The following is a 21,213-nucleotide window of genomic DNA, read 5'->3' on the forward strand; positions in this document are numbered from 1 at the left end:
TGCCCACGTGTTACTCACCCGTTCGCCACTAATCCACCCCGAAGGGCTTCATCGTTCGACTTGCATGTGTTAAGCACGCCGCCAGCGTTCGTCCTGAGCCAGGATCAAACTCTCCGTGAATGTTTACTCGGCCGAAAAACAATTCAGCCGGTGACACACTCTGAAGAGCGGAACGACCGGAGGAATAGTCCGATCGTTCACAGCGTCCTCGCTGTGTTTTTTCAAAGGAACCTCGACCATCGGTGATCCGATGGACGGGGTATCAACATATCTGGCGTTGACTTTTGGCACGCTGTTGAGTTCTCAAGGAACGGTCGCTTCCTTTGTACTCACCCTCTCGGGCTTTCCTCCGGGCTTCCCTTCGGTGTTTCCGACTCTATCAGATCCTTTCGGCTCCGATTCCCGGTCGGCGGGTTTGTCTCGGGGTTTTCGGCTTTCGCCGTGGCCCTTTCGACATTCACTACGTTAGCTCATTCCCTCTGGGGCTCATAATCGAGTCCCTCGGGTTCGAATTTGGGCGCGTGAAAGCGTCGAAAACGACCCCGGTGAAGGGGTGAGTCTGGGTAGTGGGTTGGCCGCTCCGGCTGCAGGCGATCGCCGTACCCGGTTCAGCGGCTCGGGATACATTACGCACCTTCGGGGGCCGAGTCAACTTCGCCTGCGCCTCGGCACGTGGGCCCGGTAGGGGCTCACCGTCGGGTCGTCGGCCACCCAGTAGCGCCAGGGGTGGACGTCGCCGTTCCCTCCCTCGCCCGCGACCCCGGTGCGCGGACCGCTCCGCACCTGCTCGGCGGGGACGGGGGTGCCGGTCAGTATCCGCAGCGGGGTCTCGCCCGCGGTGCAGGCGTCCGTGCCGTCCAGGGAGCGGTCGACCTCCAGCGCGGTGGCCAGGCGGGCCGGGCCTTTGGCCAGTTCCTTGTCGTCGCGGGCCGTGGGCCGGCGCTCGCGGGCCAGCTCCGCGCCTTCGACGACCTCGCCCGCCCGCAGGAGTACGGCGCTCGCCCTGCCCTCGGGTCCGCAGACGAGGTTCATGCAGTGCCACATGCCGTAGGTGAAGTAGACGTACACATGTCCGGGCTCGCCGAACATCACCGCGTTGCGGGCGGTGCGGCCGCGGTAGGCGTGGGAACCGGGGTCGTTCGGGCCGTCGTACGCCTCGACCTCCGTGAGGCGCAGCGCGATCGGGCCGTCGGACGTCGTGCGCACCAGGACGCGGCCGAGGAGGTCGGGTGCGACGTCGAGGACCGGGCGGTCGAAGAAGCTCCGAGGCAGTGGCATACGGTCCGGGGGCGCGATCATGCCGTCCGAGGGTAGTCCACGGGGATGGTCCGGACGGGTCGCGGCCGGGGCGGAACCGGCCACGGACGGATCGCGTTTGTAGGGGCGAGGTCCGTTCGTAAAGGGAGAGTCAATGGCGTTCAAGAAGCTGCTCGCGAGCCTCGGGGCCGGCGGTGCCTCGGTCGAGACGGTGCTGACCGAGGTGAATGTCGTACCGGGCGGCGTGGTCCAGGGCGAGGTGCGGATCCAGGGAGGTTCCGTGGCCCAGGCCATCGAGGGGCTGTCCGTCGGCCTTCAGGCGCGGGTCGAGGTCGAGAGCGGCGACCAGGAGTACAAGCAGGACGTCGAGTTCACCAAGGTGCGGCTCGGCGGTGCCTTCGAGCTCCAGGCCGGTGCGGTGCACGCGGTGCCGTTCGGGCTGGAGATCCCCTGGGAGACGCCGGTGACCATGATCGACGGCCAGGCGCTGCGCGGGATGCACATCGGGGTGACGACCGAACTGGCGATCGCCCGTGCCGTGGACTCCGGCGACCTGGACCCGATCAACGTGCACCCGCTGCCGGCGCAGCAGGCGATCCTGGACGCGTTCATCCAGCTCGGCTTCCGCTTCAAGAACGCCGACCTGGAGCGCGGCCACATCCGGGGTACCCGGCAGCGGCTGCCGTTCTACCAGGAGATCGAGTTCTACCCGCCGTCCCAGTACCGGGGCCTGAACCAGGTCGAGCTGAGCTTCGTGGCGGACGAGCACGCCATGGACGTCGTACTGGAGATGGACAAGAAGGCGGGGCTGTTCAGCGAGGGCTCGGACACCTACCGGTCCTTCCAGGTGGGTCACCACGACTGGCAGGGGACCGATTGGGCGGCGTACCTCAACCAGTGGCTGTCCGAGGTCGGCAGCAAGCGCAACTGGCTCTAGGCTTCGCTCTGTTCTTTCCAGATCATCGATCAGGAGGTACCAAGGTGACCGAGCTCAAGCGGCGGCCGCTCCCCCATGACTTCCATCCGCCGGTGCCGTCGTTCACGGTGACGAGCGCGGACGTCCAGGAGGGCGCGACGCTGAAGGGCGCTCAGGTCTATGCGGACGGGAACACCTCGCCGCACCTGCGGTGGGAGGGTTTCCCGCCGGAGACCAAGAGCTTCGCCGTGACCTGCTACGACCCCGACGCGCCCACCGGCAGCGGGTTCTGGCACTGGGTTCTGTTCGACATCCCGGCCTCGGTGACGGAGCTGCCCGCGGGTGCGGCGAGCGGCAAGTTCGAGGGCCTGCCCGAGGGCGCCGTGCACGCGCGCAACGACTACGGGACGCGGGACTTCGGCGGCGCCGCTCCGCCGCCCGGTGACGGCCCGCACCGTTATGTGTTCACGGTGTACGCGGTGGACCAGGAGAAGCTGGGTCCTGACGCGGACGCCTCGCCGGCCTTCGTCGGGTTCAACCTGCGGTTCCACGCGATCGCGCGGGCGCAGCTCATCGGCGAGTACGAGAACACCGAGCAGGGCTGAGCGCCCCGCTCGGATTGAGCCAAGCGTTCATTGAACGTTTGCCCGCCTCCGGTCCTGGAAGAGATCGGAGGCGGGCATTTTTTATTGCGTTGTCCATCTCGGCGCGCCCGTCCAGAGTTGAGCCAAGCCCGCCGGGGGGTGGGCAGGTGCGCACGGGAGGTGGGCTGGATGCGGGACACGCTGGTGCTGAACGCGAGCTTCGAGCCGCTGTCTACGGTGACTCTGAACCGAGCCGTCGTTCTGGTGCTCCAGGACAAGGCGGTGGTCGAGCAGGCCCATCCCGAGCTGCGGATGCGCGGGGCCGACGTGGACATACCCGCGCCCCGGGTGATCAGGCTGTGCAGGTACGTACGGGTGCCGTTCCGAAGACAAGCCCCCTGGTCGCGGCGGGGGGTGCTGGTGCGGGACCGGCACCGGTGCGTGTACTGCGGGCGGCGCGCGACGACGGTGGACCACGTGGTGCCGCGGGCGCAGGGCGGCCAGGACACGTGGCTGAACACGGTGGCGGCGTGCGCGGAGGACAATCACCGCAAGGCGGACCGGACTCCGGAGGAGGCCGGGATGACGTTGCTGCGGACGCCCTTCGAGCCGACGCCCGCGGACGCGATGCTCTTGGCTCTGGGGCAGGACGACCTGGCCGGGCTTCCCGAGTGGCTCGGGAAGGACGCGGCCTGAGTCAGCCGGGTTCTGTCCGCCGGCGGCCGCGGGATCGTGTCCGCTTGACCGGGCGCCCGCGCCGCGCAGCCGCACGGGTACGGCCCCGCGCCCCTTTCGGGGCGCGGGCGGGAACCGGTGTCCAGTGGTGACCCCTAGTCGATGCTCGGCTTTTCGCGGCGTTCCGTCGCCGGGCCGTTGTTCTGGGCCGGGAGGGTGGCGCCGCCGTTGCCGTTGCCGCCGTTGCCGCCCAGGGGGCCGAAGTTGCCCATGGCGCCGGACAGGCCCTTGAGGGCGTCGCCGATCTCGCTGGGGACGATCCAGAGCTTGTTGGCGTCGCCCTCGGCGATCTTCGGGAGCATCTGGAGGTACTGGTAGGACAGCAGCTTCTGGTCGGGGTCGCCGGCGTGGATGGCCTCGAAGACCGTGCGGACGGCCTGGGCCTCGCCCTCGGCGCGCAGGGCGGCCGCCTTGGCCTCGCCCTCGGCGCGCAGGATCTGGGACTGCTTCTCGCCCTCGGCCGTGAGGATCGCCGCCTGCCGGGTGCCTTCCGCGGTGAGGATGGCGGCGCGCTTGTCACGGTCGGCGCGCATCTGCTTCTCCATCGAGTCCTGGATGGAGGTCGGCGGCTCGATGGCCTTCAGTTCCACGCGGTTGACGCGGATGCCCCACTTGCCCGTGGCCTCGTCCAGGACGCCGCGCAGGGCGGCGTTGATCTCCTCGCGGGAGGTCAGGGTGCGCTCCAGGTCCATGCCGCCGATGATGTTGCGCAGCGTGGTGACGGTGAGCTGCTCGATCGCCTGGATGTAGCTGGCGACCTCGTAGGTGGCCGCGCGGGCGTCCGTCACCTGGTAGTAGATGACCGTGTCGATGTTGACGACCAGGTTGTCCTGGGTGATCACCGGCTGGGGCGGGAACGGTACGACCTGTTCCCGCAGGTCGATCCGGTTGCGGATGGTGTCGATGAACGGGACCACGATGTTCAGGCCCGCGTTCAGGGTCCGCGTGTAGCGGCCGAAGCGCTCGACGATGGCGGCGCTGGCCTGTGGGATGACCTGGATGGTCTTGATCAGGGCGATGAAGACCAACACCACCAGAATGATCAGGACGATGATGACCGGTTCCATCGTTTTCCCCGTACCCCTCTCCGCCTGGACGCCTTCGGACGATCTCGTGTCCGTCGCGCGTGCCTGTTCAAAGGATCTTGCCCGTCGAGTCTGACAGACTACGGCCCAACTCGCAGGCAGGATGGCTCAGATGACGACCGCGGTGGCTCCTTCGATGTCCACGACGTCCACCTCCTGGCCCGCCTCGTAGGCCCGGTCGGCGTCCAGGGAGCGGGCCGACCAGATCTCTCCGGCGAGCTTGATGCGTCCACCGGAGCCGTCGACCCGTTCCAGTACGACGGCCTGCCTGCCCTTCAACGCCTCGATGCCGGTGGCCAGTCGGGGGCTCTGCCGGCTGTGCCGGTTCGCGATCGGTCGCACGACGGCGATGAGGGCGACGGAGACGACGAGGAACGCGATCACCTGGACGACGACGCCGAGGCCGAGCGCGGCGACGACCGCGGCCGCGACGGCGCCCACCGCGAGCATGCCGAACTCGGGCATGGCGGTGACGACGAGCGGGATACCGAGCGCCGCCGCGCCGACGAGCCACCACACCCATGCGTCGATGTCGTTCACGTGGTCATCGTAGGGCCACGACCGGGCGGCGGACAGGGCGCGTTGAGGGCCCCGGCCGGTTTGCGCGGGGGTCCGGTCGGGGTGGGGCAGGAGGGTGGCGCGGGGGGCGCGGGGTCAGGACAGGGGCAGGCCGTGGGCGGTCCAGCGGTCGCCGACCTGCTCGACCACCAGCGGGAGGCCGAAGCAGCGGGAGAGGTTGCGGGAGGTCAGCTCCAGCTCGATCGGGCCTGCGGTGAGGACCTTGCCCTGACGGATCATCAGGACGTGGGTGAAGCCGGGGGCGATCTCCTCGACGTGGTGGGTGACCATGATCATCGAGGGCGCGATGGGGTCGCGGGCGAGCCGGCCGAGGCGGCGGACGAGGTCCTCGCGGCCGCCGAGGTCGAGGCCGGCGGCGGGCTCGTCCAGGAGGAGCAGCTCGGGGTCGCTCATCAGGGCGCGGGCGATGAGGGTGCGCTTGCGCTCGCCCTCGGAGAGGGTGCCGAAGCGGCGGTCGAGGTAGTCGCTCATGCCCAGGCGGTCGAGGAAGGCGCGGGCGCGCTCCTCGTCCACGTCCTCGTACTCCTCGTGCCAGGCGGCGGTCATGCCGTAGGCGGCGGTGAGGACCGTCTGGAGGACGGTCTGGCGCTTGGGGAGCTTCTCGGCGAGGGCGATGCCGGCCACGCCGACGCGCGGGCGCAGCTCGAAGACGTCGGTGCCGGCCTTGCCCAGGGTCTCGCCGAGGATGGTGACGGAGCCCTTGGTGGGGTAGAGGTAGCTGGAGGCGACGTTCAGGAGGGTGGTCTTGCCGGCGCCGTTCGGGCCGAGGATGACCCAGCGCTCGCCCTCCTTCACCGACCAGGAGACCTGGTCCACCAGAGCCCGGCCCTCGCGGACCACGGATACGTCCTGAAGCTCCAGAACATCGCTCATGAGCGCGTTGTCTCCCCTTGCAGTGTGGCCGGTCTCGGCTGTCGCGTACGCCTGTGGCGCGGTCCGCCGCGCCGGTGGGCACGGCCCATATGAAATCTACGCCACCAGCGCGCCGGTCCATTCCATCGGTCCGGTCCTTAGGGTGGGGGCATGCTCACGGAACCGCGTTCAGGACGCCTCGCCGCTTGGGGAAACGCCCTCTTGGCCGGACTTGTCTCTCCGGATGACGCCGCGCTCGCCATTGTGGGTGAGGACACGGTCCACCGGGTGGCGGGGCTGCCCGGGGAGACCGCGCCGGTGGGGCTCACGCTCGCGCTGGGGCGGCTGCGGGCGCTGGGCGCGACGGGGCTGCGGGTGGCGCTGCCGGCGCCCGGTCATCCGCTGGGGCTCAGCGGGCCGCCGGAGTTCAACGCGCGGGCGCTGGAGGCGGAGGAGGCGGTGATCTGCTTCGGCGCCGCGTTCGGGCTGGTCCCGGAGGTGTACGAGGCCGGACCCGCGGGTGATGTGCACGCCGAGGTCGTCTGGCACGCCCTGCCGGTCCGGGAGGCCCCGCCCGCGGACGTGCCCTCCCTGGGCGAGGCGGAGCGCGAACTGGCGGAGGCCCTGCGCGAGGCGACGGCGGTGCTGGCCCGGCTGGACGTCGCCGCCTCCGGGCCGGCGGCCGAGGCCGCGATCGACGCGTACCGGGCGAGGGCGGAGGCCGGCCGGGAGGTCCTGGCCCCGGGCTACCCGCCCCGCGCGGCCCGCGTCCTGGAGCTGGCCCAGCGCATCGCCCTGCTGATCTCGCTGGCCCACGACCACGGCCACGGTGCCGCGGTGACGGCCTCCGAGATGGCCGCACGCGCGCAGGCGCTGCGCCCGGTGGAGCGGACGGCGCGGCGGGCGCAGGTGGCGGCGTACAACTCGATGGTGGAGGAGAGGGAGCGGAGGGTCCGGTGATCTCGCTCGCGGCGGCCGGCTGACAAAGGGACGGGCCCCCCGGGTGGATCCGGGGGGCCCGAGCCTCGGTCGAGGTGCCTCAGTGGTTGAGGCTGGTGTTGCCGAAGGCCGGGTTCAGGACACCGATGACGCTGACGCTGTCGCCGTTCGCGTTCACCGGGACGTGGACCGGCGCCTGGATAGTGTTGCCCGAGACCACGCCCGGGGACTGCACGGCCGCGCCGCCCGCCTCGCTCTGGGCGGAGGCCAGGCCGGCACCGGCGGCCAGCAGGCCACCCGCCACCATCGTCACAGCCGCTGCCTTCTTCAGGTTCTTCACTTTCAACCCCTCTGGAACGTTCACCACGGCGGTTCTCCGTGGCACGCACTGGAGAACGCCGGGGATCGCCAGGAGATGCGCCAACCGAGTGACATTCCCACGACGGTATGAATCTCAGCCCGGATCGGAACCTCGGCGAGCGGCGGGGTGTAGTGCGGGCGAGGGCGGTTCAGCCGCTCACCCCGTGCCGAACGGCCCACAGCGCGGCCTGTGTGCGGTCGGCGAGGTCGAGCTTCATCAGGATGTTCGAGACATGCGTCTTGACGGTCTTCTCCGACAGCACCAGCGCACGGGCGATCTCCCGGTTCGAGCGGCCGTCCGCGATCAGGCCGAGCACCTCACGCTCCCGCTCGGTGAGCGAACCGCCCCTGCCCTGACCGGAGTTCGCCTCCTCCTGGGAAAGCAGCGCGCCCGCGACCTCGGGCTGGAGCAGGATGTGCCCGGCATGCACGGAGCGGATGGCGCCGGCGAGGGCGTCGGGGTCCACGTCCTTGTACACGTACCCGGCGGCACCCGCGCGCAGGGCGGGCACGACGGTGCGCTTCTCGGTGAAACTGGTGACGATCAGCACCCGTGCGGGGTTGTCGAGTTCGCGCAGCCTGCGCAGGGCGTCGATGCCGTCCATGCCCGGCATCTTGACGTCCATGAGGACGACGTCGGGCCGCAGCTCCTCGGCGCGGGCCACGCCCTCCGCGCCGTCGGCCGCCTCGCCGACGACGGCTATGTCCTCCTGCACCTCCAGGAAGGTCCGCAGGCCCCGGCGGACGACCTGGTGGTCGTCGACGAGCAGCACCTTGATGGGATCAGCCACCGGGGACCTCCATCTCGATCGTGGTGCCCTTGCCGGGCGCCGCTTCCACGGTCAGCGTGCCGCCGACCCCGCTCGCCCGGTCCCGCATCGAGACCAGGCCGAGGTGCCGCCCGGCGCGGCCGACCGAGGCCGGGTCGAAGCCGTCGCCGTCGTCGCTGACCCGCAGCACCGCTCCGGTGCCCCGCCGCTCCACGCTCACGTCGACGCGCTCGGCGTGCGCGTGGCGCAGCGCGTTGTGCAGGGCCTCCTGGGCGACCCGGAGCACGGCCTCCTCCTGGGCCGCGGGCAGCGCCCGGTACCCGGCGCCGGTGAAGGTGACGCGGGCGGTGTGGGCGCGGTCGAGGACCTGGATCTGGGTGCGCAGGGTGGCGATCAGTCCGTCCTCGTCCAGCGCGGCGGGCCGCAGCTCGACGACGGCGGCGCGCAGTTCCTCGGCGGCCTCGGCGGCGAGCGCGGCGACCTGGTGCAGTTCGCCCTTGGCGCGCGCGGGGTCGCGGTCGACGAGCGCGGCGGCGGCCTGGGCGGTCAGACGGAGCGAGAACAGCTTCTGGCTGACCGCGTCGTGGAGTTCATGGGCGAGGCGGGACCGCTCCTCGGCGATGGTGAGTTCACGGCTGCGCTCGTAGAGCCGGGCGTTGGTGAGCGCGATCGCGGCGTGCTGGGCGAGCAGGGCGAGCAGTTCCTCGTCCTCCTGCGTGAAGCCGCAACTGCCCTCCGGTTTCGGGCAGTTCTTGTTCGCGAGGAAGAGCGCGCCGATGATCTCGTCGCCGTCGCGGATGGGCAGCCCGAGGAAGTCCACGAGGTCGGGGTGGGCGTGGGGCCAGCCCTCGAAGCGGGGGTCCTTGCGCACGTCGGCCAGGCGCTCGGGGCGGGCCTCGTGCAGCATCGCGGCGAGGATGCCGTGCTGGCGGGGCAGGGGGCCGATCGCCTTCCACTGGGCGTCGCTGACGCCGTCCACGACGAACTGGGCGAAGCCGCCGTGGTCGTCGGGGACGCCGAGGGCGGCGTACTGCGCGTCGAGCAGCTCGCGGGCGGAGGCGACGATCGTCTTCAGGACGTCGCGCGTCTCCAGGTGCCTGCTCATGGCCAGCAGCGCGGAACTCACCGCGGCGAGGCCGGACCGGGGACCGTGACTCATGACCTCACGGTACCGGCGGGGTGCGACAGCGCGGATCGGGCCGCCGCCTGCCCGGCGCCGTCCGCTGGTCCTAGGGCGAGGGGCGTACGTCCCGAGGACCGGGCCCGGTGTCGTACGTCGCGGGACCAGGGGCCGTCGTCGTACGTCGAAGGGCTCCTCTTCCCCGGGGCTCGCGGCCGAGGCGGTGGACGCGGGGGCGTTCCTACGGTGATCCGCACCCGTCCGACCGGGCGGGAGCGACGAGGGGACGGTAGTCATGCCGGTAGGGATCATCACGGGTGCCTCCAAGGGGCTGGGGCGGGCGCTCGCCGAGGCGCTGGCCGGGCGCGGCTGGGACCTGGTGCTGGACGCCCGGGGCGAGGGGGCGCTGAAGGAGGCCGCGACGGCGATCGGCCGGTACGGCACCCGGGTCGTGGCGCTCCCCGGGGACGTCACGGACGCCCGGCACCGGACCGCGCTGGTGGCCGCCTCGCGGAGCCTGGGCGGTCTCGATCTGCTGGTGAGCAACGCGAGCGCGCTCGGCGCCGAGCCGCTGGTCCGGCTGGCCGGGCTTCCGCTGGACGGGCTGCGGCGGGCGCTGGAGGTGAACGTCACCGCCGCGCTGGGCCTCGTACAGGAGGCACTGCCGCTGCTGCGGGCGTCGGCCTCGGGCACGGTGATCGCGGTCAGCTCGGACGCGGCGGTGGAGGCGTACGAGACGTGGGGCGGTTACGGCGCCTCGAAGGCGGCCCTGGACCGGCTGGCGGCGGTGCTCGCCGTGGAGGAGCCGGGGCTGCGGGTGTGGGCGGTGGACCCCGGGGACATGGCGACCGACCTGTACGCGGCGGCCGTGCCCGAGGACGACGCCGCGCGGCCGGCGCCCGACACCGTCGTACCGGCCTTCCTGCGGCTGCTGGACGAGCGGCCGGCCAGTGGGCGGTACGCGGCGCCGACGCTCGGGGCGGGCCGATGAGCACGGTCGTACGAGTGCCGGAGGGACTGTCCGCGCGGGTGCCGGCCGAGCAGCGGGGACCGGGGCGCGAGCGGGACGACGTACGGCTCCTCGTGTCGCGCGGGACCCGGGTGGCGCACCACACGTTCCGTGAGCTGCCCCTGCTGCTGCGGGCCGGGGACCTGCTGGTGGTGAACTCCTCCCCGACGCTGGCCGCGGCGGTGGACGGCCGGATCGGGCCCGCACCCGTGGTGGTGCACTTCTCGACCCGGGGGGACGACGGCCGCTGGGCGGTGGAGCCGCGGGAGCCGGACGGCCGGGGCACCACTCGCGCGCGGGCGGGCACCCGCGCGGGGACAGAGGTGGCGCTCGCGGGCGGGGTCCGGCTGGTGCTGGAGGAGCCGGTGGGCGGGGGCGGGGAGCGGCTGTGGTGGGCGCGGGTCGAGGGCGGGCCGGTGCCGGAGCTGCTGCGGGGGCACGGGCGGCCGATCCGCTACTCCTACACCGCGCGCGACCAGCCGCTGTCGGCGTACCAGACGCTGTTCGCCCTGCCCTCCCCCGACGGGGCGGGCAGCGCGGAGATGCCGAGCGCGGGGCGGCCCTTCACCGCGCGGGTGGTGGCGGAGCTGGTGCGCAGGGGGGTGGGGTTCGCGCGGGTCACGTTGCACACGGGGGTGGCGTCGGCGGAGGCGCACGAGCCGCCGTACCCGGAGTGGTTCTCGGTGCCGGAGGCGTCGGCACGGCTGATCAACTCGGTGGCGGCCGGAGAGGGCCGGGTGGTCGCGGTGGGGACGACGGCCGTACGCGCGGTGGAGTCGGCCGCCGGGGCGGACGGAGTGGTCCGGGCGGCCGGGGGATGGACGGATCTGGTGGTCACGCCCGAGCGCGGGGTGCGGGTGGTGGACGGGCTGCTGACCGGACTGCACGAGCCGGAGGCCTCGCATCTGCTGATGCTGCGGGCCGTCGCCGGGCGGGCCGCGGTCGACCGCGCGTACGAGGAGGCGCTGCGCGGGCTCTACCTGTGGCACGAGTTCGGGGACGTCCATCTCCTCCTCCGGGAGGACACCCCGCACTGAGCCTCACGCAATGCGTTGCGAAGGCAACTCGCCGTGAGGTTGATCCGTCTTCCCTGTGAGCCCGCGCATAGGACCCACATCACGTACGAACAGACATAGGAGATACACCCCCTTCCGCGAACGGGACAGATGGTCCAATCTGTCCCGTTTTGCCCTTCCCTGATCCACTATCGAGCTTCGTACGTCACACCTTTGCCAGGGCATTTTGCGGCCGCTAAGAATTGCTCCCGTCGCTCAGCGCCGTGGGTTCACCCCGCGGCTTTTGTGCGGGAGGAACCGATTCCCCCGGCGGACGCAGGAGCGACCTCCGCGCTATCGAAGAGGTCCGACGCCATGCCCAAGAACATCCTCAGTCGTGCTCGCTATCGTGCCGTGACCAAGCAGCGCAAGCTCGCCGTCGCCGGCGTCGCCGCGCTCGGCACCGCCGCCATCGCCCTCTCGGCCGTCCCCGGCAACGCGGACACCGTCACCACCGGCGCCCCGGCCACCGCCGCGCAGGTCGCGAAGGTCGCCACGCAGGACGCCACGCTGTCCGGCGTCAAGGGCACCGTCACCGACCGCGCCGCCGCGCAGAGCGTCAAGCTCGCCGCCATCGCCGCGCAGCAGAAGGCCGCCGACCAGGCCGCCGCCAAGCAGCGCACCGACGCCGCCGCCAAGAAGGCCGCCGCCGACGCCGCCGCCAAGAAGGCCGCGCAGGAGCGCGCCGCCAAGCAGGCCGCCGCCCGTTCCGCGCAGCGCCCGCAGATGCAGACCGTCGCCGCGAAGACCTACGCGAACAACCTCGACGGCTGGATCCGCCAGTCCCTGGACATCATGCACGCCAAGGGCATCCCGGGCAGCTACAGCGGCCTGTACCGCAACATCATGCGTGAGTCCTCGGGCAACCCGATGGCCATCAACAACTGGGACATCAACGCGATCAACGGCATCCCGTCCAAGGGCCTGCTCCAGGTGATCCAGCCCACCTTCAACGCGTACCACGTGCCCGGCACCTCGTGGAACATCTACGACCCGGTCGCCAACATCACCGCCGCCTGCAACTACGCCGCCCACCGCTACGGCTCGATGGACAACGTCAACAGCGCGTACTGAGGTCGGCGCGGACCTCTGACGAACGCGGAAGGGCGGTACCCCGTTGCGGGGTACCGCCCTTCGTGGCGTGCCGGGGAGACTACTTGCGCATGACCTCCGGCTCGTGGCGGCGCAGGAAGCGCGCGACGAAGAAGCCGCAGACCGCGCCGAGCGCGAGCAGCGCGATCATGTCCAGGGTCCAGGCCCCGGCCGTGTGGTTCCACAGCGGGTCGGTGCTGCCCGGGTCGTCGCCGTTCGGGGCGATGTTGTTCAGGTCCAGCGTGGTGCCGGCCGCGGCCACCGCCCAGCGCGAGGGCATCAGGTACGAGAACTCGTTGACGCCGAGCGTGCCGTGCAGGGTGAACAGGCAGCCGGTGAAGACGACCTGGATGATCGCGAACATCACCAGCAGCGGCATGGTCTTCTCGGCGGTCTTCACCAGCGAGGAGATCACCAGGCCGACCATCATCGAGGTGAAGCCGAGGGCCATGATCGGCAGGCACAGCTCGAACAGGGTCGAACCGCCGAGGATGACGCCCTGGTCCGGGATCTTGCGCGGCGAGAAGCCGATCAGGCCGACCATCAGGCCCTGCAGCACGGTGACGGCGCCGAGCACGACCACCTTGGACATCAGGTAGGCCGACCGGGACAGGCCGGTCGCCCGCTCCCGCTCGTAGATCACCCGTTCCTTGATCAGCTCACGCACGGAGTTCGCGGCGCCCGCGAAGCACGCGCCGACCGAGAGGATCAGCAGCACGGTGGTGGCGGTGCCGTTGGGTACGTGCAGGCCGGTGCGCGGGTCGACGGCGGGGTTCACCAGCAGGCCCCGGTCGTGGTTCATCAGCAGGCTGACCGAGCCGAGGACCGCCGGAAGGATCACCGTCAGCGCGAGGAAGCCCTTGTCGGAGACGATGACCGACACGTAGCGCCGGATCAGGGTCAGCAGCTGGGAGCCCCACGCCTGCGGCTTGGGCGGCTTGACGGCCGCCGGCGGCGGCATGTACGCCGCCTGCTGGGGGGCGACGGCGTCGAAGTCCGCCGCGTACATCTGGTAGTGCTGCGAGCCCTTCCAGCGGCCCGCCCAGTCGTAGTCGCGGTAGTTCTCGAAGGCGGAGAAGACGTCGGCCCAGCTGTCGTAGCCGAAGAAGTTCAGCGCCTCCTCCGGCGGCCCGAAGTAGGCCACCGCGCCGCCCGGCGCCATGACCAGGAGCTTGTCGCACAGCGCCAGCTCGGCCACCGAGTGGGTGACGACGAGCACGGTGCGGCCGTCGTCGGCGAGGCCGCGCAGCAGCTGCATGACATCGCGGTCCATGCCCGGGTCGAGGCCGGAGGTCGGCTCGTCCAGGAAGATCAGCGACGGCTTGGTCAGCAGTTCGAGGGCCACCGAGACGCGCTTGCGCTGACCGCCGGACAGGGACGTGACCTTCTTGTCCTTGTGGATGTCCAGCTTCAGCTCGCGCAGCACCTCGTCGATGCGGGCGTCGCGCTCCTGGGCGGTGGTGTCGGCGGGGAAGCGCAGCTTGGCCGCGTACTTCAGGGCCTTCTTGACGCTGAGTTCCTTGTGCAGGATGTCGTCCTGCGGGACCAGGCCGATGCGCTGACGCAGCTCCGCGAACTGCTTGTACAGGTTGCGGTTGTCGTACAGCACCTCGCCCTGGTTGGCGGGCCGGTAGCCGGTGAGCGCCTTCAGCAGCGTCGACTTGCCGGAGCCGGAGGGGCCGATGACCGCGATCAGGGACTTCTCCGGAACGCCGAACGAGACGTCCTTCAGGATCTGCTTGCCGCCGTCGACCGTGACCGTCAGGTGGCGCGCGGAGAAGGAGACCTCACCGGTGTCGACGAACTCCTCGAGCCGGTCGCCGACGATGCGGAAGGTGGAGTGGCCGACGCCGACGATGTCGGCCGGGCCGAGCTGCACCGAGCCGCCCTTGGGCACCGGGCTGCCGTTGACGTACGTGCCGTTGTGCGAGCCGAGGTCACGGATCTCGAAGCGGCCGTCGGGCGTCGAGTGGAACTCGGCGTGGTGACGGGAGACCTGGAGGTCGGAGACGACCAGCTCGTTCTCCAGCGCACGACCGATGCGCATGACCCGGCCGAGCGAGAACTGGTGGAACGTGGTCGGGCTGCGGTCCCCGTGTGCCGCGCCCGGACCGGCCTGCTGCGGGAAGGCGGCCTTCTGCGCGCCGTGTTGGGCGGGGTGCGGCTGCTGCGCCTGCTGCCAGCCGTTCTGCGGGGCGGGTGCCTGCTGGGGCACCGCCTGGTGCGGCGGCTGGGCCGCCTGGGCGGGTGCCTGCTGGGGGGCCGCCTGCTGCGCCCAGCCCGCGGGGGCCGCCGCGTACGGCGCCTGCTGCGCTTGCTGCGCCTGGCCGACGGCGGCACCGGCGAGATCCAGCCGCGGTCCGTCCGTCGCGTTGCCGAGGTGCAGCGCCGTCCCCGGGCCTATCTCCGTCCGCTGGATCCGCTGACCGTGGAGATACGTGCCGTTGGTGCTGCCGTGGTCCTCGATGACCCAACTGCGGCCGTCGAAGCTGACCGTGGCGTGTCGCCAGGAGACCCTGGCGTCGTCGAACACGATGTCACCCTGCGGATCTCTGCCGAGGGTGTAAGGCCTGGACGGGTCGAGCGTCCAGGTACGTCCGTTTGTTTCCAGTACGAGTTCCGGCACTCCATGCCCCACTGAGTTGTCCCCCGAATTACCCCCATCGCAGGGAGTCTAGGGATGTCGAACATCGTGGGGAACTATTTCAGGCCCGCCCCCCTGACCAAAACCCGGGCCTTGCGCACCCCGCCGTACGGCGCTCCGGCCGGAGTACGGCAATTCCGGCGAGCGGGATAAGCAGGGCCGGTCGGGGCGGGGTCGCAGGGGCGGGAAGCGGTACAGGTACAGGCCGGTTGCCTCTGGAGCCTTGTGGGGGAAGGGAGTTGGACATGGGCTGCCGGGGGTGGGGCACGGCCGGTCAGGAGTGCGGGGCGTGGGGGCTGGGGGGGCGACCGGTGGCGGGTGAGGTGGGACGGGTGGGGTACGGCGGCGGGGCCGCCCGGGTGCCGCTGCCGGAGGGCCGCTGCCGGAGGGCCGCCACAACGGGGTGCGCGTACCGGAGGGCCGCCGTACCGGGGTGCCGAAGTATCTGGGGTGGGATACGGCGGTGGAACGCCGGTGGGGGCCGCCGGGGCCGCCGGGGCCGCCGGGGCTGCCGGGGCTGCCGGGGCTGCCGGGGCTGCCGGAGCGCCGCCGCACCGGGTGCCGGGGTACCGCCGTGCGAGGTTGTCGCCGTGCGGGGGCGTCCGGGATGCCGGGCTGCCGGAGCGCCGCCGCACCGGGTGCCGGGGTGCCGCCGTGCGAGGTTGTCGCCGTGCGGGGGCGTCCGGGTGCCGGGGGTTGCCGGTGGCACGGTGCGGCGGGCGGCGGGGCGCTCCTCACGGGCGGGGCGCATCCGCCGCCGGGCACCGGCGCGGATTCCTCCCGGCGGATGCCGGAGGCGACGCGCGAGGAACCGCGGCAGCGGTCGGCGCCGCGCGCGGGGACGGCGGTCGCCCCACCGCCCTTCCGGCCGCCCGCCGGCCGCGGGACGGCCGCGGGACGGCCGCGGGGACGGCTACCTGCGCGGCTCCGCCCGCACACGGCGCCCAGCCCGCGGTCTCCGGGGCGCTTCGCCGCGTCTGCGGTCGCGGCGGCGATGACCTCGGTGGGAAGCTGTTGGCAAGATCCTTGATGCCGGGGCGCCATCCATTGTTCCGTGTCCGTCAGGCGGACCTCGGCGGCGGGCGGCACTGGGTGCCGGATACGGTGGTGAGACCATGACTGCTGCGCAGACCCCCGAGGTCCCCACTCTCCTTGTCAAGATCTTCGGTAAGGACCGGCCGGGTATCACGGCCGGACTCTTCGACACCCTTGCCTCGTACTCCCTCGACGTGGTCGACATCGAGCAGGTCGTCACCCGGGGACGCCTGGTCCTGTGTGCGCTGGTGACCCAGCCGCCGGCCGGCGTCGAAGGTGATCTGCGGGCCACCGTGCACAGCTGGGCCGAGTCGATGAAGATGCAGGCGGAGATCATCTCGGGGCATGGCGACAACCGCCCGCGCGGCCTCGGTCGCTCCCTGGTGACCGTCCTCGGCAATCCGCTCACGGCCGAGTCGACGGCCGCCATCGCCACCCGCATCGCGAAGGCGGGCGGCAACATCGACCGTATCTTCCGGCTCGCCAAGTACCCCGTGACCGCCGTGGAGTTCGCGGTCTCCGGCGTGGCGACCGAGCCCCTGCGCACCGCGCTGGCCTCGGACGCCTCGGCACTCGGTGTCGACATCGCCGTCGTCTCGGCGGGGCTGCACCGGCGCGCGCAGCGTCTCGTGGTCATGGACGTGGACTCCACCCTCATCCAGGACGAGGTCATCGAGCTGTTCGCCGCCCACGCCGGCTGCGAGGACAAGGTCGCCGAGGTCACCGCCGCGGCGATGCGAGGCGAGCTGGACTTCGAGCAGTCGCTGCACGCCCGTGTCGCCCTGCTGGCCGGGCTCGACGCCTCCGTGGTCGAGAAGGTGCGCAACGAGATCAGGCTGACCCCCGGCGCCCGCACCCTGATCCGCACCCTGAAGCGGCTCGGCTACCAGGTCGGCGTGGTCTCCGGTGGCTTCACCCAGGTCACCGACGATCTCAAGGAACGCCTCGGCCTCGACTTCGCCCAGGCCAACACGCTGGAGATCGTCGACGGCAAGCTGACCGGCCGGGTCACCGGCGAGATCGTGGACCGGGCGGGCAAGGCGAGGCTGCTGCGCCGGTTCGCCGCGGAGGCCGGGGTGCCGCTGGCGCAGACGGTGGCGATCGGTGACGGCGCCAACGACCTCGACATGCTGAACGCGGCCGGTCTCGGCGTCGCCTTCAACGCCAAGCCCGTGGTGCGCGAGGCGGCGCACACGGCAGTGAACTTCCCCTTCCTCGACACGGTCCTCTACCTCCTCGGCATCACCCGCGAAGAGGTCGAGGCGGCCAACACCCACGTCGAGAGCTGAGACCGCTCAGCAGGGACCGAGCCCTGTGAGCGGCCCGCGTCCCAGGGCGCGAAGGCCCGGCCCGCCCACGGCACCGGGCCTTCGCCGCCTTGCGGTGTCACCTCATGCGGACGGTGCCCAGTACTCCGTCAGCGTGGCCACGCCCGGCTCCAGGCTCTTCCAGGGGCCCTCGAAGGACAGCAGCGCGAAGGCGGCGGCGGGGAAGCCGCGGCGGTTCATCCGGTCGCGGGCGTCCCCGTCGGCCGAGCCGGCGAGGATCTCGGCGAGCCCGTGGACCCCCGGGTTGTGGCCGATCAGGATCAGGGTGCCGACTTCGTCCGGGACCTCGTTCAGAAGGGCGATGAGCCGGCCCGGGGAGGCCTCGTAGATCCGCTCCTCGTAGACGGTCTTCGGCCGGTGTTCCAGTTCGTGGACGGCGAGCTTCCAGGTCTCGCGGGTCCGGGTCGCGGTGGAACACAGGGCCAGGTCGAAGGTGAGGCCGGTGTCGGTCAGCTTGCGGCCGGCGACGGCCGCGTCCATGCGGCCCCGCTCGGCGAGCGGGCGCTCATGGTCGGACACCTGGGGCCAGTCGGCTTTCGCATGCCGGAAAAGGGCGATCCTGCGGGGTTCTGCGACGCTCATGCGTCCCAGCTTCGCATGAAACAGGCCACCGGGCGCAGGGAGTTGACATGCGGATTCACCATGTGAGGCGGCTTCCGGTCAGCGCGTGAGCAGCTGCCGCGCGCGCTCGACCAGGTGGGCTATCTCCGGGTCCGTGCCCGCCGCGTGCGCGTCCGACGGGTTCAGTATCAGCAGGAACAGGACGCCGAAGGCGAGCACGGGCAGCGCGAGGGCCCACCAGGGCAACCGCATGTCGACGCCGCCCGTGGTCGCCGGGTGGCTCCGGAAGTGGGTGCGGGCGGGCATGATCGCCTCCGTGGTCGTCGAGCGGTTCGGTGACCACCCCTGCGGTCACCACTCGAAGGTACGGAATCCATGGCCGCCAACCCATCGGGTCTTCCACCCAGTTACCCCTGAGCCTTACCCCCTAGGGGACAGGGGGGCCAGCACCACCATCCGCCGGAAGAGCCCGGTGGCGGGGGTGCCGGCCGGGTGGCGTCACGGGGACGCGATGGTCGCGACGATGGCGATGACGACGAAGATCGCGAAGAAGGAGCCGAAGACGAGCAGCATCTTCTTCTGACCGTTGGGCGGGTTCGGGTCGAGCACAGGCTGCATGCGCCCAGTCTCGCACCCCTCCCCCGGCATCCCGTGCTCGGGGGTCAGCGCGTCGCGGCCTCCTCCTCCACCGTGCGGTCGCGGCCCGCCAGGAAGCCCACCAGCATCTGGGGCACCATGAGGCCCGCCATCAGGGCGATCGGCAGGCCCCAGCCGCCGCTGTGCTGGTAGAGCACGCCGACCAGCAGCGGGCCGGGGATGGAGATCAGATAGCCGGTGCTCTGCGCGAACGCGGACAGCTGGGCCACACCGGGACCGCTGCGGGCACGCATGCCGACCATCGTCAGCGCCAGCGGGAAGGCGCAGTTCGCGACGCCGAGCAGCAGCGCCCAGGCCCAGGCACCGGCGGCCGGGGCGAGGTAGAGACCGGCGTACCCGGCGAGGCCGCACACGCCCAGGACCAGCACGATCGGGCCCTGGTGGGGCAGCCGGGCGGCGATCCGCGGGATGACGAAGGCCAGCGGTACGCCCATCACCATCGTCACCGCGAGCAGCAGACCCGCGGTGCCGGCCGGCACCCCGGCGTCCCGGAAGATCTGCGCCATCCAGCCCATGGTGATGTAGGCGGCGGTGGCCTGGAGGCCGAAGAAGGCGGCGAGCGCCCAGGCGGTACGGCTGCGGGCGATCCGCAACGGAGGCCGCTCCTCGGCGGGCCGCCCCGGCCCCGGCGCCGACGCCCGCCGCGCATCCGGCTCCGGGCCCCGCGCCGGGTCGGGCACCCTTGCGGAAGCCGTGCAGCCGGCCGACGCCCCCGGCCCGGCCGCGCCCTCCTCCCGCCCGGAGCACTCCCGGGCCTCCTGGGCCTCGCGGGTCTGCCGGGGCTCCCGGCCCTCGCGGACCAGCGGCACCCAGGGCACCACCGCGACCGCCGCGAGCACCGCCCAGACCGCGAGTCCCGGTTTCCAGCCGCCGCCCATGGCGCGGGTCAGCGGGACCGTCACCGCGGCCGGGAGGGACGTACCGAGCGCGAGGACCATCGAGTACAGGCCGGTCATGGAGCCGACCCGGTCGGGGAACCAGCGCTTGACGATGACCGGCATCAGCACGTTGCTGACGGCGATGCCCATCAGGGCGAGCGCGCTGGCGGCCAGGAACCCCGCGGTGCCGCCGGCGTACGGCCGTATCAGCAGACCCGCGAAGATCGCGGCCATGCCGGCGCACACCACGGCGGCCGGTCCGAACCGGCGCGCCAGGCGGGGAGCCGTCACACCGAAGACGGCGAAGCACAGCGGGGGCACGGAGGTGAGCAGCCCGGCCACGCCGCCGCTCATCCCGAGCCCGTCGCGGACCTCCTGCAGCAGTGCGCCCAGGCTGGTGATGGCCGGGCGGAGGTTGACCGCGGACAGCATGATGCCGACGACCACCAGGCGGGTCGCCCACGCGCGCGCGGGGCCCGTGCCCGGCGTCGCCGACGTCGCGCCGGCCACGGCGGACGTGTCGCGCTCGCTCGGGGACATCGCCGTACGGGTGTCCGTCGTCCGGGTTTCCTCACTCACCATGAGGCTCATCATAGAATCATAGGATGATTGGTTGTCCATCCCCGGAACCGCCGGAGCGTGCGCGCCCCGGTCTGTCGTGCGAAGGTGTGCCATGCCTCTGAGCCACCCGCGCCGTTCGGCCCTCTCCGAGCAGGTGATCGCCGAACTGCGCAACCAGATCGCCACCGGTGAGTGGCCGGTCGGCTCACGCATCCCGACCGAACCCGAGCTGGTCGAACAGCTGGGCGTCGCCCGCAACACGGTCCGCGAGGCCGTGCGCGCGCTCGCCCACAACGGGCTGCTGGACATCCGGCAGGGCTCCGGCACCTACGTGGTGGCGACCAGCGAACTGGCCGGCGTGATGCACCGCCGGTTCGCCGACGCGGACCCCCGGCACATCGCCGAACTGCGCGCCACGCTGGAGTCGGCCGCGGCCAGGATGGCTGCCGAGCGGCGCACCGAGAAGGACCTCAAGCAACTGGACGCGCTCCTGGCACGGCGCGAGGAGGCATGGGAGAGCGGCGAGGCGGAGGCCTTCGTGGCCGCCGACGCCACCTTCCACCTGGCCGTGGTGGCCGCGTCCCACAACGAGGTCATGACGGCGGTGTACGCCGACCTGGGCGAGCTGCTGCGGGACGCGCTGCGCGCGGACGTCGGCGCCGGGTTGACGCCGGACACGCGCATGGACCACAGCCGCCTGATGGACGCGATCCGCACCGGCGACGCCGAGGCGGCGGCCAGGGAGGCGGCGAGCTATCCCTTCCAGTGCCGTCCGGGGCGGCCCGGCATCGGCTGACGACCCGGTTCAGCGCACCCTCTGGTGGCTGATCCACACCGAGCCGACCTCCTTCCAGCAGCGCCCGGTGAGCCGCACCGTCAGGGCCGGCTCGTCGTCCACCGGGGCGCTGTCGGTGTCGATGTCCCACCAGCGGGCGCACTCGATGTGCAGGCGTACCCGGTCGGTGTCGGCATAGGGGTTGTGGCAGTACGCCACCACGTGGGAGCCGGTCACCGCCGTCCGGCACGCGGCCCCGAACAGGGTCGGCGCGGGCGGGCCGGTGCTCGCGCGGGCGTGGGGCGTCGCGTCGTACGGCAGGGAGAGGACGAGGGCGACGGCCGCGATCAGCGGGGCCAGGCAGCGGGACAGGCGCACAAGGAGACCTCCTCGGCCGGGCTGCGGGGGGACGCGCCGCGCG

At 71.8% G+C, this 21,213-nt stretch carries 22 protein-coding genes and 1 rRNA gene; 9 read left to right on the forward strand and 14 right to left on the reverse strand.

Going from position 1 to position 21,213, the window contains the following annotated elements:
- Both QSK45_RS04425 and QSK45_RS04430 read right to left on the reverse strand, forming a co-directional pair.
- Positions 1-120: ribosomal RNA gene (locus QSK45_RS04425) — 16S ribosomal RNA — on the reverse strand; the annotation flags it as partial.
- Between the two features lie 528 nt (positions 121-648).
- Complete coding sequence (locus QSK45_RS04430) at positions 649-1,299, reverse strand: DNA-3-methyladenine glycosylase (RefSeq protein ID WP_285553418.1); 651 nt, start codon at positions 1,297-1,299, stop codon at positions 649-651.
- Positions 1,300-1,411: 112 nt separating this feature from the next.
- Here QSK45_RS04430 and QSK45_RS04435 point away from each other — a divergent pair, with 112 nt between their 5' ends.
- The 3 genes from QSK45_RS04435 (at position 1,412) to QSK45_RS04445 (ending at position 3,453) form a co-directional block, all read left to right on the forward strand.
- Positions 1,412-2,194, forward strand: a complete 783-nt coding sequence (locus tag QSK45_RS04435; RefSeq protein WP_285553421.1) for a sporulation protein — start codon at positions 1,412-1,414, stop codon at positions 2,192-2,194.
- A 44-nt stretch (positions 2,195-2,238) separates the two neighbouring features.
- Entirely contained in the window at positions 2,239-2,778 is a 540-nt protein-coding gene (locus QSK45_RS04440) for a YbhB/YbcL family Raf kinase inhibitor-like protein (RefSeq protein WP_285553423.1), read from the forward strand.
- A 168-nt stretch (positions 2,779-2,946) separates the two neighbouring features.
- Positions 2,947-3,453 carry an HNH endonuclease gene (locus tag QSK45_RS04445; RefSeq protein ID WP_285553425.1) on the forward strand — a complete coding sequence of 169 codons (507 nt, stop codon included), beginning with the start codon at positions 2,947-2,949 and terminating at the stop codon, positions 3,451-3,453.
- A gap of 134 nt (positions 3,454-3,587) precedes the next feature.
- Here QSK45_RS04445 and QSK45_RS04450 read toward each other — a convergent pair whose 3' ends face one another.
- The 3 genes from QSK45_RS04450 to QSK45_RS04460 form a co-directional block, all read right to left on the reverse strand.
- Positions 3,588-4,559 (reverse strand): SPFH domain-containing protein, encoded by a 972-nt coding sequence (locus QSK45_RS04450; protein WP_285553426.1) that lies wholly within the window; start codon positions 4,557-4,559, stop codon positions 3,588-3,590.
- A 126-nt stretch (positions 4,560-4,685) separates the two neighbouring features.
- Positions 4,686-5,117, reverse strand: a complete 432-nt coding sequence (locus QSK45_RS04455; protein ID WP_285553427.1) for an NfeD family protein — start codon at positions 5,115-5,117, stop codon at positions 4,686-4,688.
- A gap of 114 nt (positions 5,118-5,231) precedes the next feature.
- Positions 5,232-6,029: an ABC transporter ATP-binding protein gene (locus QSK45_RS04460; RefSeq protein WP_285553428.1), complete on the reverse strand. Its 798-nt coding sequence runs from the start codon at positions 6,027-6,029 to the stop codon at positions 5,232-5,234.
- Between the two features lie 150 nt (positions 6,030-6,179).
- Here QSK45_RS04460 and QSK45_RS04465 point away from each other — a divergent pair, with 150 nt between their 5' ends.
- Positions 6,180-6,968, forward strand: a complete 789-nt coding sequence (locus tag QSK45_RS04465; protein WP_285553430.1) for an Rv1486c family protein — start codon at positions 6,180-6,182, stop codon at positions 6,966-6,968.
- A gap of 79 nt (positions 6,969-7,047) precedes the next feature.
- Here the strand turns inward: QSK45_RS04465 and QSK45_RS04470 are convergent, their stop codons facing one another.
- The 3 genes from QSK45_RS04470 to QSK45_RS04480 form a co-directional block, all read right to left on the reverse strand.
- Positions 7,048-7,287, reverse strand: a complete 240-nt coding sequence (locus QSK45_RS04470; protein WP_285553432.1) for a chaplin — start codon at positions 7,285-7,287, stop codon at positions 7,048-7,050.
- Positions 7,288-7,456: 169 nt separating this feature from the next.
- Positions 7,457-8,098: a response regulator gene (locus QSK45_RS04475; protein ID WP_285553434.1), complete on the reverse strand. Its 642-nt coding sequence runs from the start codon at positions 8,096-8,098 to the stop codon at positions 7,457-7,459.
- The gene (locus QSK45_RS04480; RefSeq protein ID WP_285553437.1) at positions 8,091-9,236 is read right to left on the reverse strand and encodes a GAF domain-containing sensor histidine kinase; all 1,146 of its coding nucleotides are present in this window, start codon (positions 9,234-9,236) and stop codon (positions 8,091-8,093) included. Before QSK45_RS04480 ends, QSK45_RS04475 begins: the two co-directional genes overlap by 8 nt.
- Before the next feature lie 256 nt (positions 9,237-9,492).
- On the opposite strand from QSK45_RS04480, the gene QSK45_RS04485 reads away from it, so the two are divergent.
- The 3 genes from QSK45_RS04485 to QSK45_RS04495 all read left to right on the forward strand — a co-directional run bounded on the left by QSK45_RS04485 (position 9,493) and on the right by QSK45_RS04495 (position 12,335).
- Positions 9,493-10,188, forward strand: coding sequence for an SDR family NAD(P)-dependent oxidoreductase (locus tag QSK45_RS04485; RefSeq protein ID WP_285553439.1), 696 nt, complete (start codon positions 9,493-9,495; stop codon positions 10,186-10,188).
- Positions 10,185-11,243 (forward strand): S-adenosylmethionine:tRNA ribosyltransferase-isomerase, encoded by a 1,059-nt coding sequence (locus QSK45_RS04490; RefSeq protein WP_285553441.1) that lies wholly within the window; start codon positions 10,185-10,187, stop codon positions 11,241-11,243. The genes QSK45_RS04485 and QSK45_RS04490 overlap by 4 nt, the downstream gene beginning before the upstream one ends.
- 333 nt (positions 11,244-11,576) lie before the next feature.
- Positions 11,577-12,335 carry a transglycosylase SLT domain-containing protein gene (locus QSK45_RS04495; RefSeq protein WP_285553444.1) on the forward strand — a complete coding sequence of 253 codons (759 nt, stop codon included), beginning with the start codon at positions 11,577-11,579 and terminating at the stop codon, positions 12,333-12,335.
- A gap of 79 nt (positions 12,336-12,414) precedes the next feature.
- Here QSK45_RS04495 and QSK45_RS04500 read toward each other — a convergent pair whose 3' ends face one another.
- Positions 12,415-14,979 (reverse strand): ABC transporter ATP-binding protein/permease, encoded by a 2,565-nt coding sequence (locus tag QSK45_RS04500; protein ID WP_285553446.1) that lies wholly within the window; start codon positions 14,977-14,979, stop codon positions 12,415-12,417.
- A 1,133-nt stretch (positions 14,980-16,112) separates the two neighbouring features.
- On the opposite strand from QSK45_RS04500, the gene serB reads away from it, so the two are divergent.
- Entirely contained in the window at positions 16,113-17,321 is a 1,209-nt protein-coding gene (serB, locus tag QSK45_RS04505; RefSeq protein ID WP_285553448.1) for a phosphoserine phosphatase SerB, read from the forward strand.
- 102 nt (positions 17,322-17,423) lie between these two features.
- On the opposite strand, the gene QSK45_RS04510 is transcribed toward serB, so the two are convergent.
- From QSK45_RS04510 to QSK45_RS04525, 4 genes are all read right to left on the reverse strand, one after another.
- A complete protein-coding gene (locus QSK45_RS04510) occupies positions 17,424-17,942 on the reverse strand; it encodes a SixA phosphatase family protein (protein WP_285553450.1) in 519 nt (172 codons plus the stop codon).
- Between the two features lie 78 nt (positions 17,943-18,020).
- Positions 18,021-18,227 carry a hypothetical protein gene (locus QSK45_RS04515; RefSeq protein ID WP_285553451.1) on the reverse strand — a complete coding sequence of 69 codons (207 nt, stop codon included), beginning with the start codon at positions 18,225-18,227 and terminating at the stop codon, positions 18,021-18,023.
- Between the two features lie 192 nt (positions 18,228-18,419).
- Positions 18,420-18,539 (reverse strand): SGM_5486 family transporter-associated protein, encoded by a 120-nt coding sequence (locus QSK45_RS04520; protein WP_285553453.1) that lies wholly within the window; start codon positions 18,537-18,539, stop codon positions 18,420-18,422.
- Between the two features lie 44 nt (positions 18,540-18,583).
- Positions 18,584-20,038 (reverse strand): CynX/NimT family MFS transporter, encoded by a 1,455-nt coding sequence (locus QSK45_RS04525; RefSeq protein ID WP_490993507.1) that lies wholly within the window; start codon positions 20,036-20,038, stop codon positions 18,584-18,586.
- A 91-nt stretch (positions 20,039-20,129) separates the two neighbouring features.
- On the opposite strand from QSK45_RS04525, the gene QSK45_RS04530 reads away from it, so the two are divergent.
- On the forward strand, positions 20,130-20,813 hold the full coding sequence (locus tag QSK45_RS04530; RefSeq protein WP_285553457.1) for a FadR/GntR family transcriptional regulator: 684 nt from the start codon (positions 20,130-20,132) through the stop codon (positions 20,811-20,813).
- Positions 20,814-20,822: 9 nt separating this feature from the next.
- Here QSK45_RS04530 and QSK45_RS04535 read toward each other — a convergent pair whose 3' ends face one another.
- Complete coding sequence (locus tag QSK45_RS04535) at positions 20,823-21,170, reverse strand: hypothetical protein (protein ID WP_285553459.1); 348 nt, start codon at positions 21,168-21,170, stop codon at positions 20,823-20,825.
- Positions 21,171-21,213: the final 43 nt, after the last annotated feature.

This window comes from Streptomyces hygroscopicus subsp. hygroscopicus, from assembly GCF_030269125.1.
In the GTDB taxonomy this organism is placed as follows: Bacteria; Actinomycetota; Actinomycetes; order Streptomycetales; family Streptomycetaceae; genus Streptomyces; species Streptomyces hygroscopicus_C.

Bases quoted from the DNA above. Each gene is read 5' to 3' on its own strand.
- serB (WP_285553448.1), top strand. From the start codon at position 16,113: ATGACTGCTGCGCAGACCCCCGAGGTCCCCACTCTCCTTGTCAAGATC.
- QSK45_RS04530 (WP_285553457.1), top strand. From the start codon at position 20,130: ATGCCTCTGAGCCACCCGCGCCGTTCGGCCCTCTCCGAGCAGGTGATC.
- QSK45_RS04525 (WP_490993507.1), bottom strand. From the start codon at position 20,038: ATGGTGAGTGAGGAAACCCGGACGACGGACACCCGTACGGCGATGTCC.
- QSK45_RS04515 (WP_285553451.1), bottom strand. From the start codon at position 18,227: ATGCCCGCCCGCACCCACTTCCGGAGCCACCCGGCGACCACGGGCGGC.
- QSK45_RS04450 (WP_285553426.1), bottom strand. From the start codon at position 4,559: ATGGAACCGGTCATCATCGTCCTGATCATTCTGGTGGTGTTGGTCTTC.
- QSK45_RS04460 (WP_285553428.1), bottom strand. From the start codon at position 6,029: ATGAGCGATGTTCTGGAGCTTCAGGACGTATCCGTGGTCCGCGAGGGC.
- QSK45_RS04495 (WP_285553444.1), top strand. From the start codon at position 11,577: ATGCCCAAGAACATCCTCAGTCGTGCTCGCTATCGTGCCGTGACCAAG.
- QSK45_RS04520 (WP_285553453.1), bottom strand. From the start codon at position 18,539: ATGCAGCCTGTGCTCGACCCGAACCCGCCCAACGGTCAGAAGAAGATG.
- QSK45_RS04490 (WP_285553441.1), top strand. From the start codon at position 10,185: ATGAGCACGGTCGTACGAGTGCCGGAGGGACTGTCCGCGCGGGTGCCG.
- QSK45_RS04465 (WP_285553430.1), top strand. From the start codon at position 6,180: ATGCTCACGGAACCGCGTTCAGGACGCCTCGCCGCTTGGGGAAACGCC.
- QSK45_RS04430 (WP_285553418.1), bottom strand. From the start codon at position 1,299: ATGATCGCGCCCCCGGACCGTATGCCACTGCCTCGGAGCTTCTTCGAC.
- QSK45_RS04445 (WP_285553425.1), top strand. From the start codon at position 2,947: ATGCGGGACACGCTGGTGCTGAACGCGAGCTTCGAGCCGCTGTCTACG.
- QSK45_RS04510 (WP_285553450.1), bottom strand. From the start codon at position 17,942: ATGAGCGTCGCAGAACCCCGCAGGATCGCCCTTTTCCGGCATGCGAAA.
- QSK45_RS04485 (WP_285553439.1), top strand. From the start codon at position 9,493: ATGCCGGTAGGGATCATCACGGGTGCCTCCAAGGGGCTGGGGCGGGCG.
- QSK45_RS04480 (WP_285553437.1), bottom strand. From the start codon at position 9,236: ATGAGTCACGGTCCCCGGTCCGGCCTCGCCGCGGTGAGTTCCGCGCTG.
- QSK45_RS04435 (WP_285553421.1), top strand. From the start codon at position 1,412: ATGGCGTTCAAGAAGCTGCTCGCGAGCCTCGGGGCCGGCGGTGCCTCG.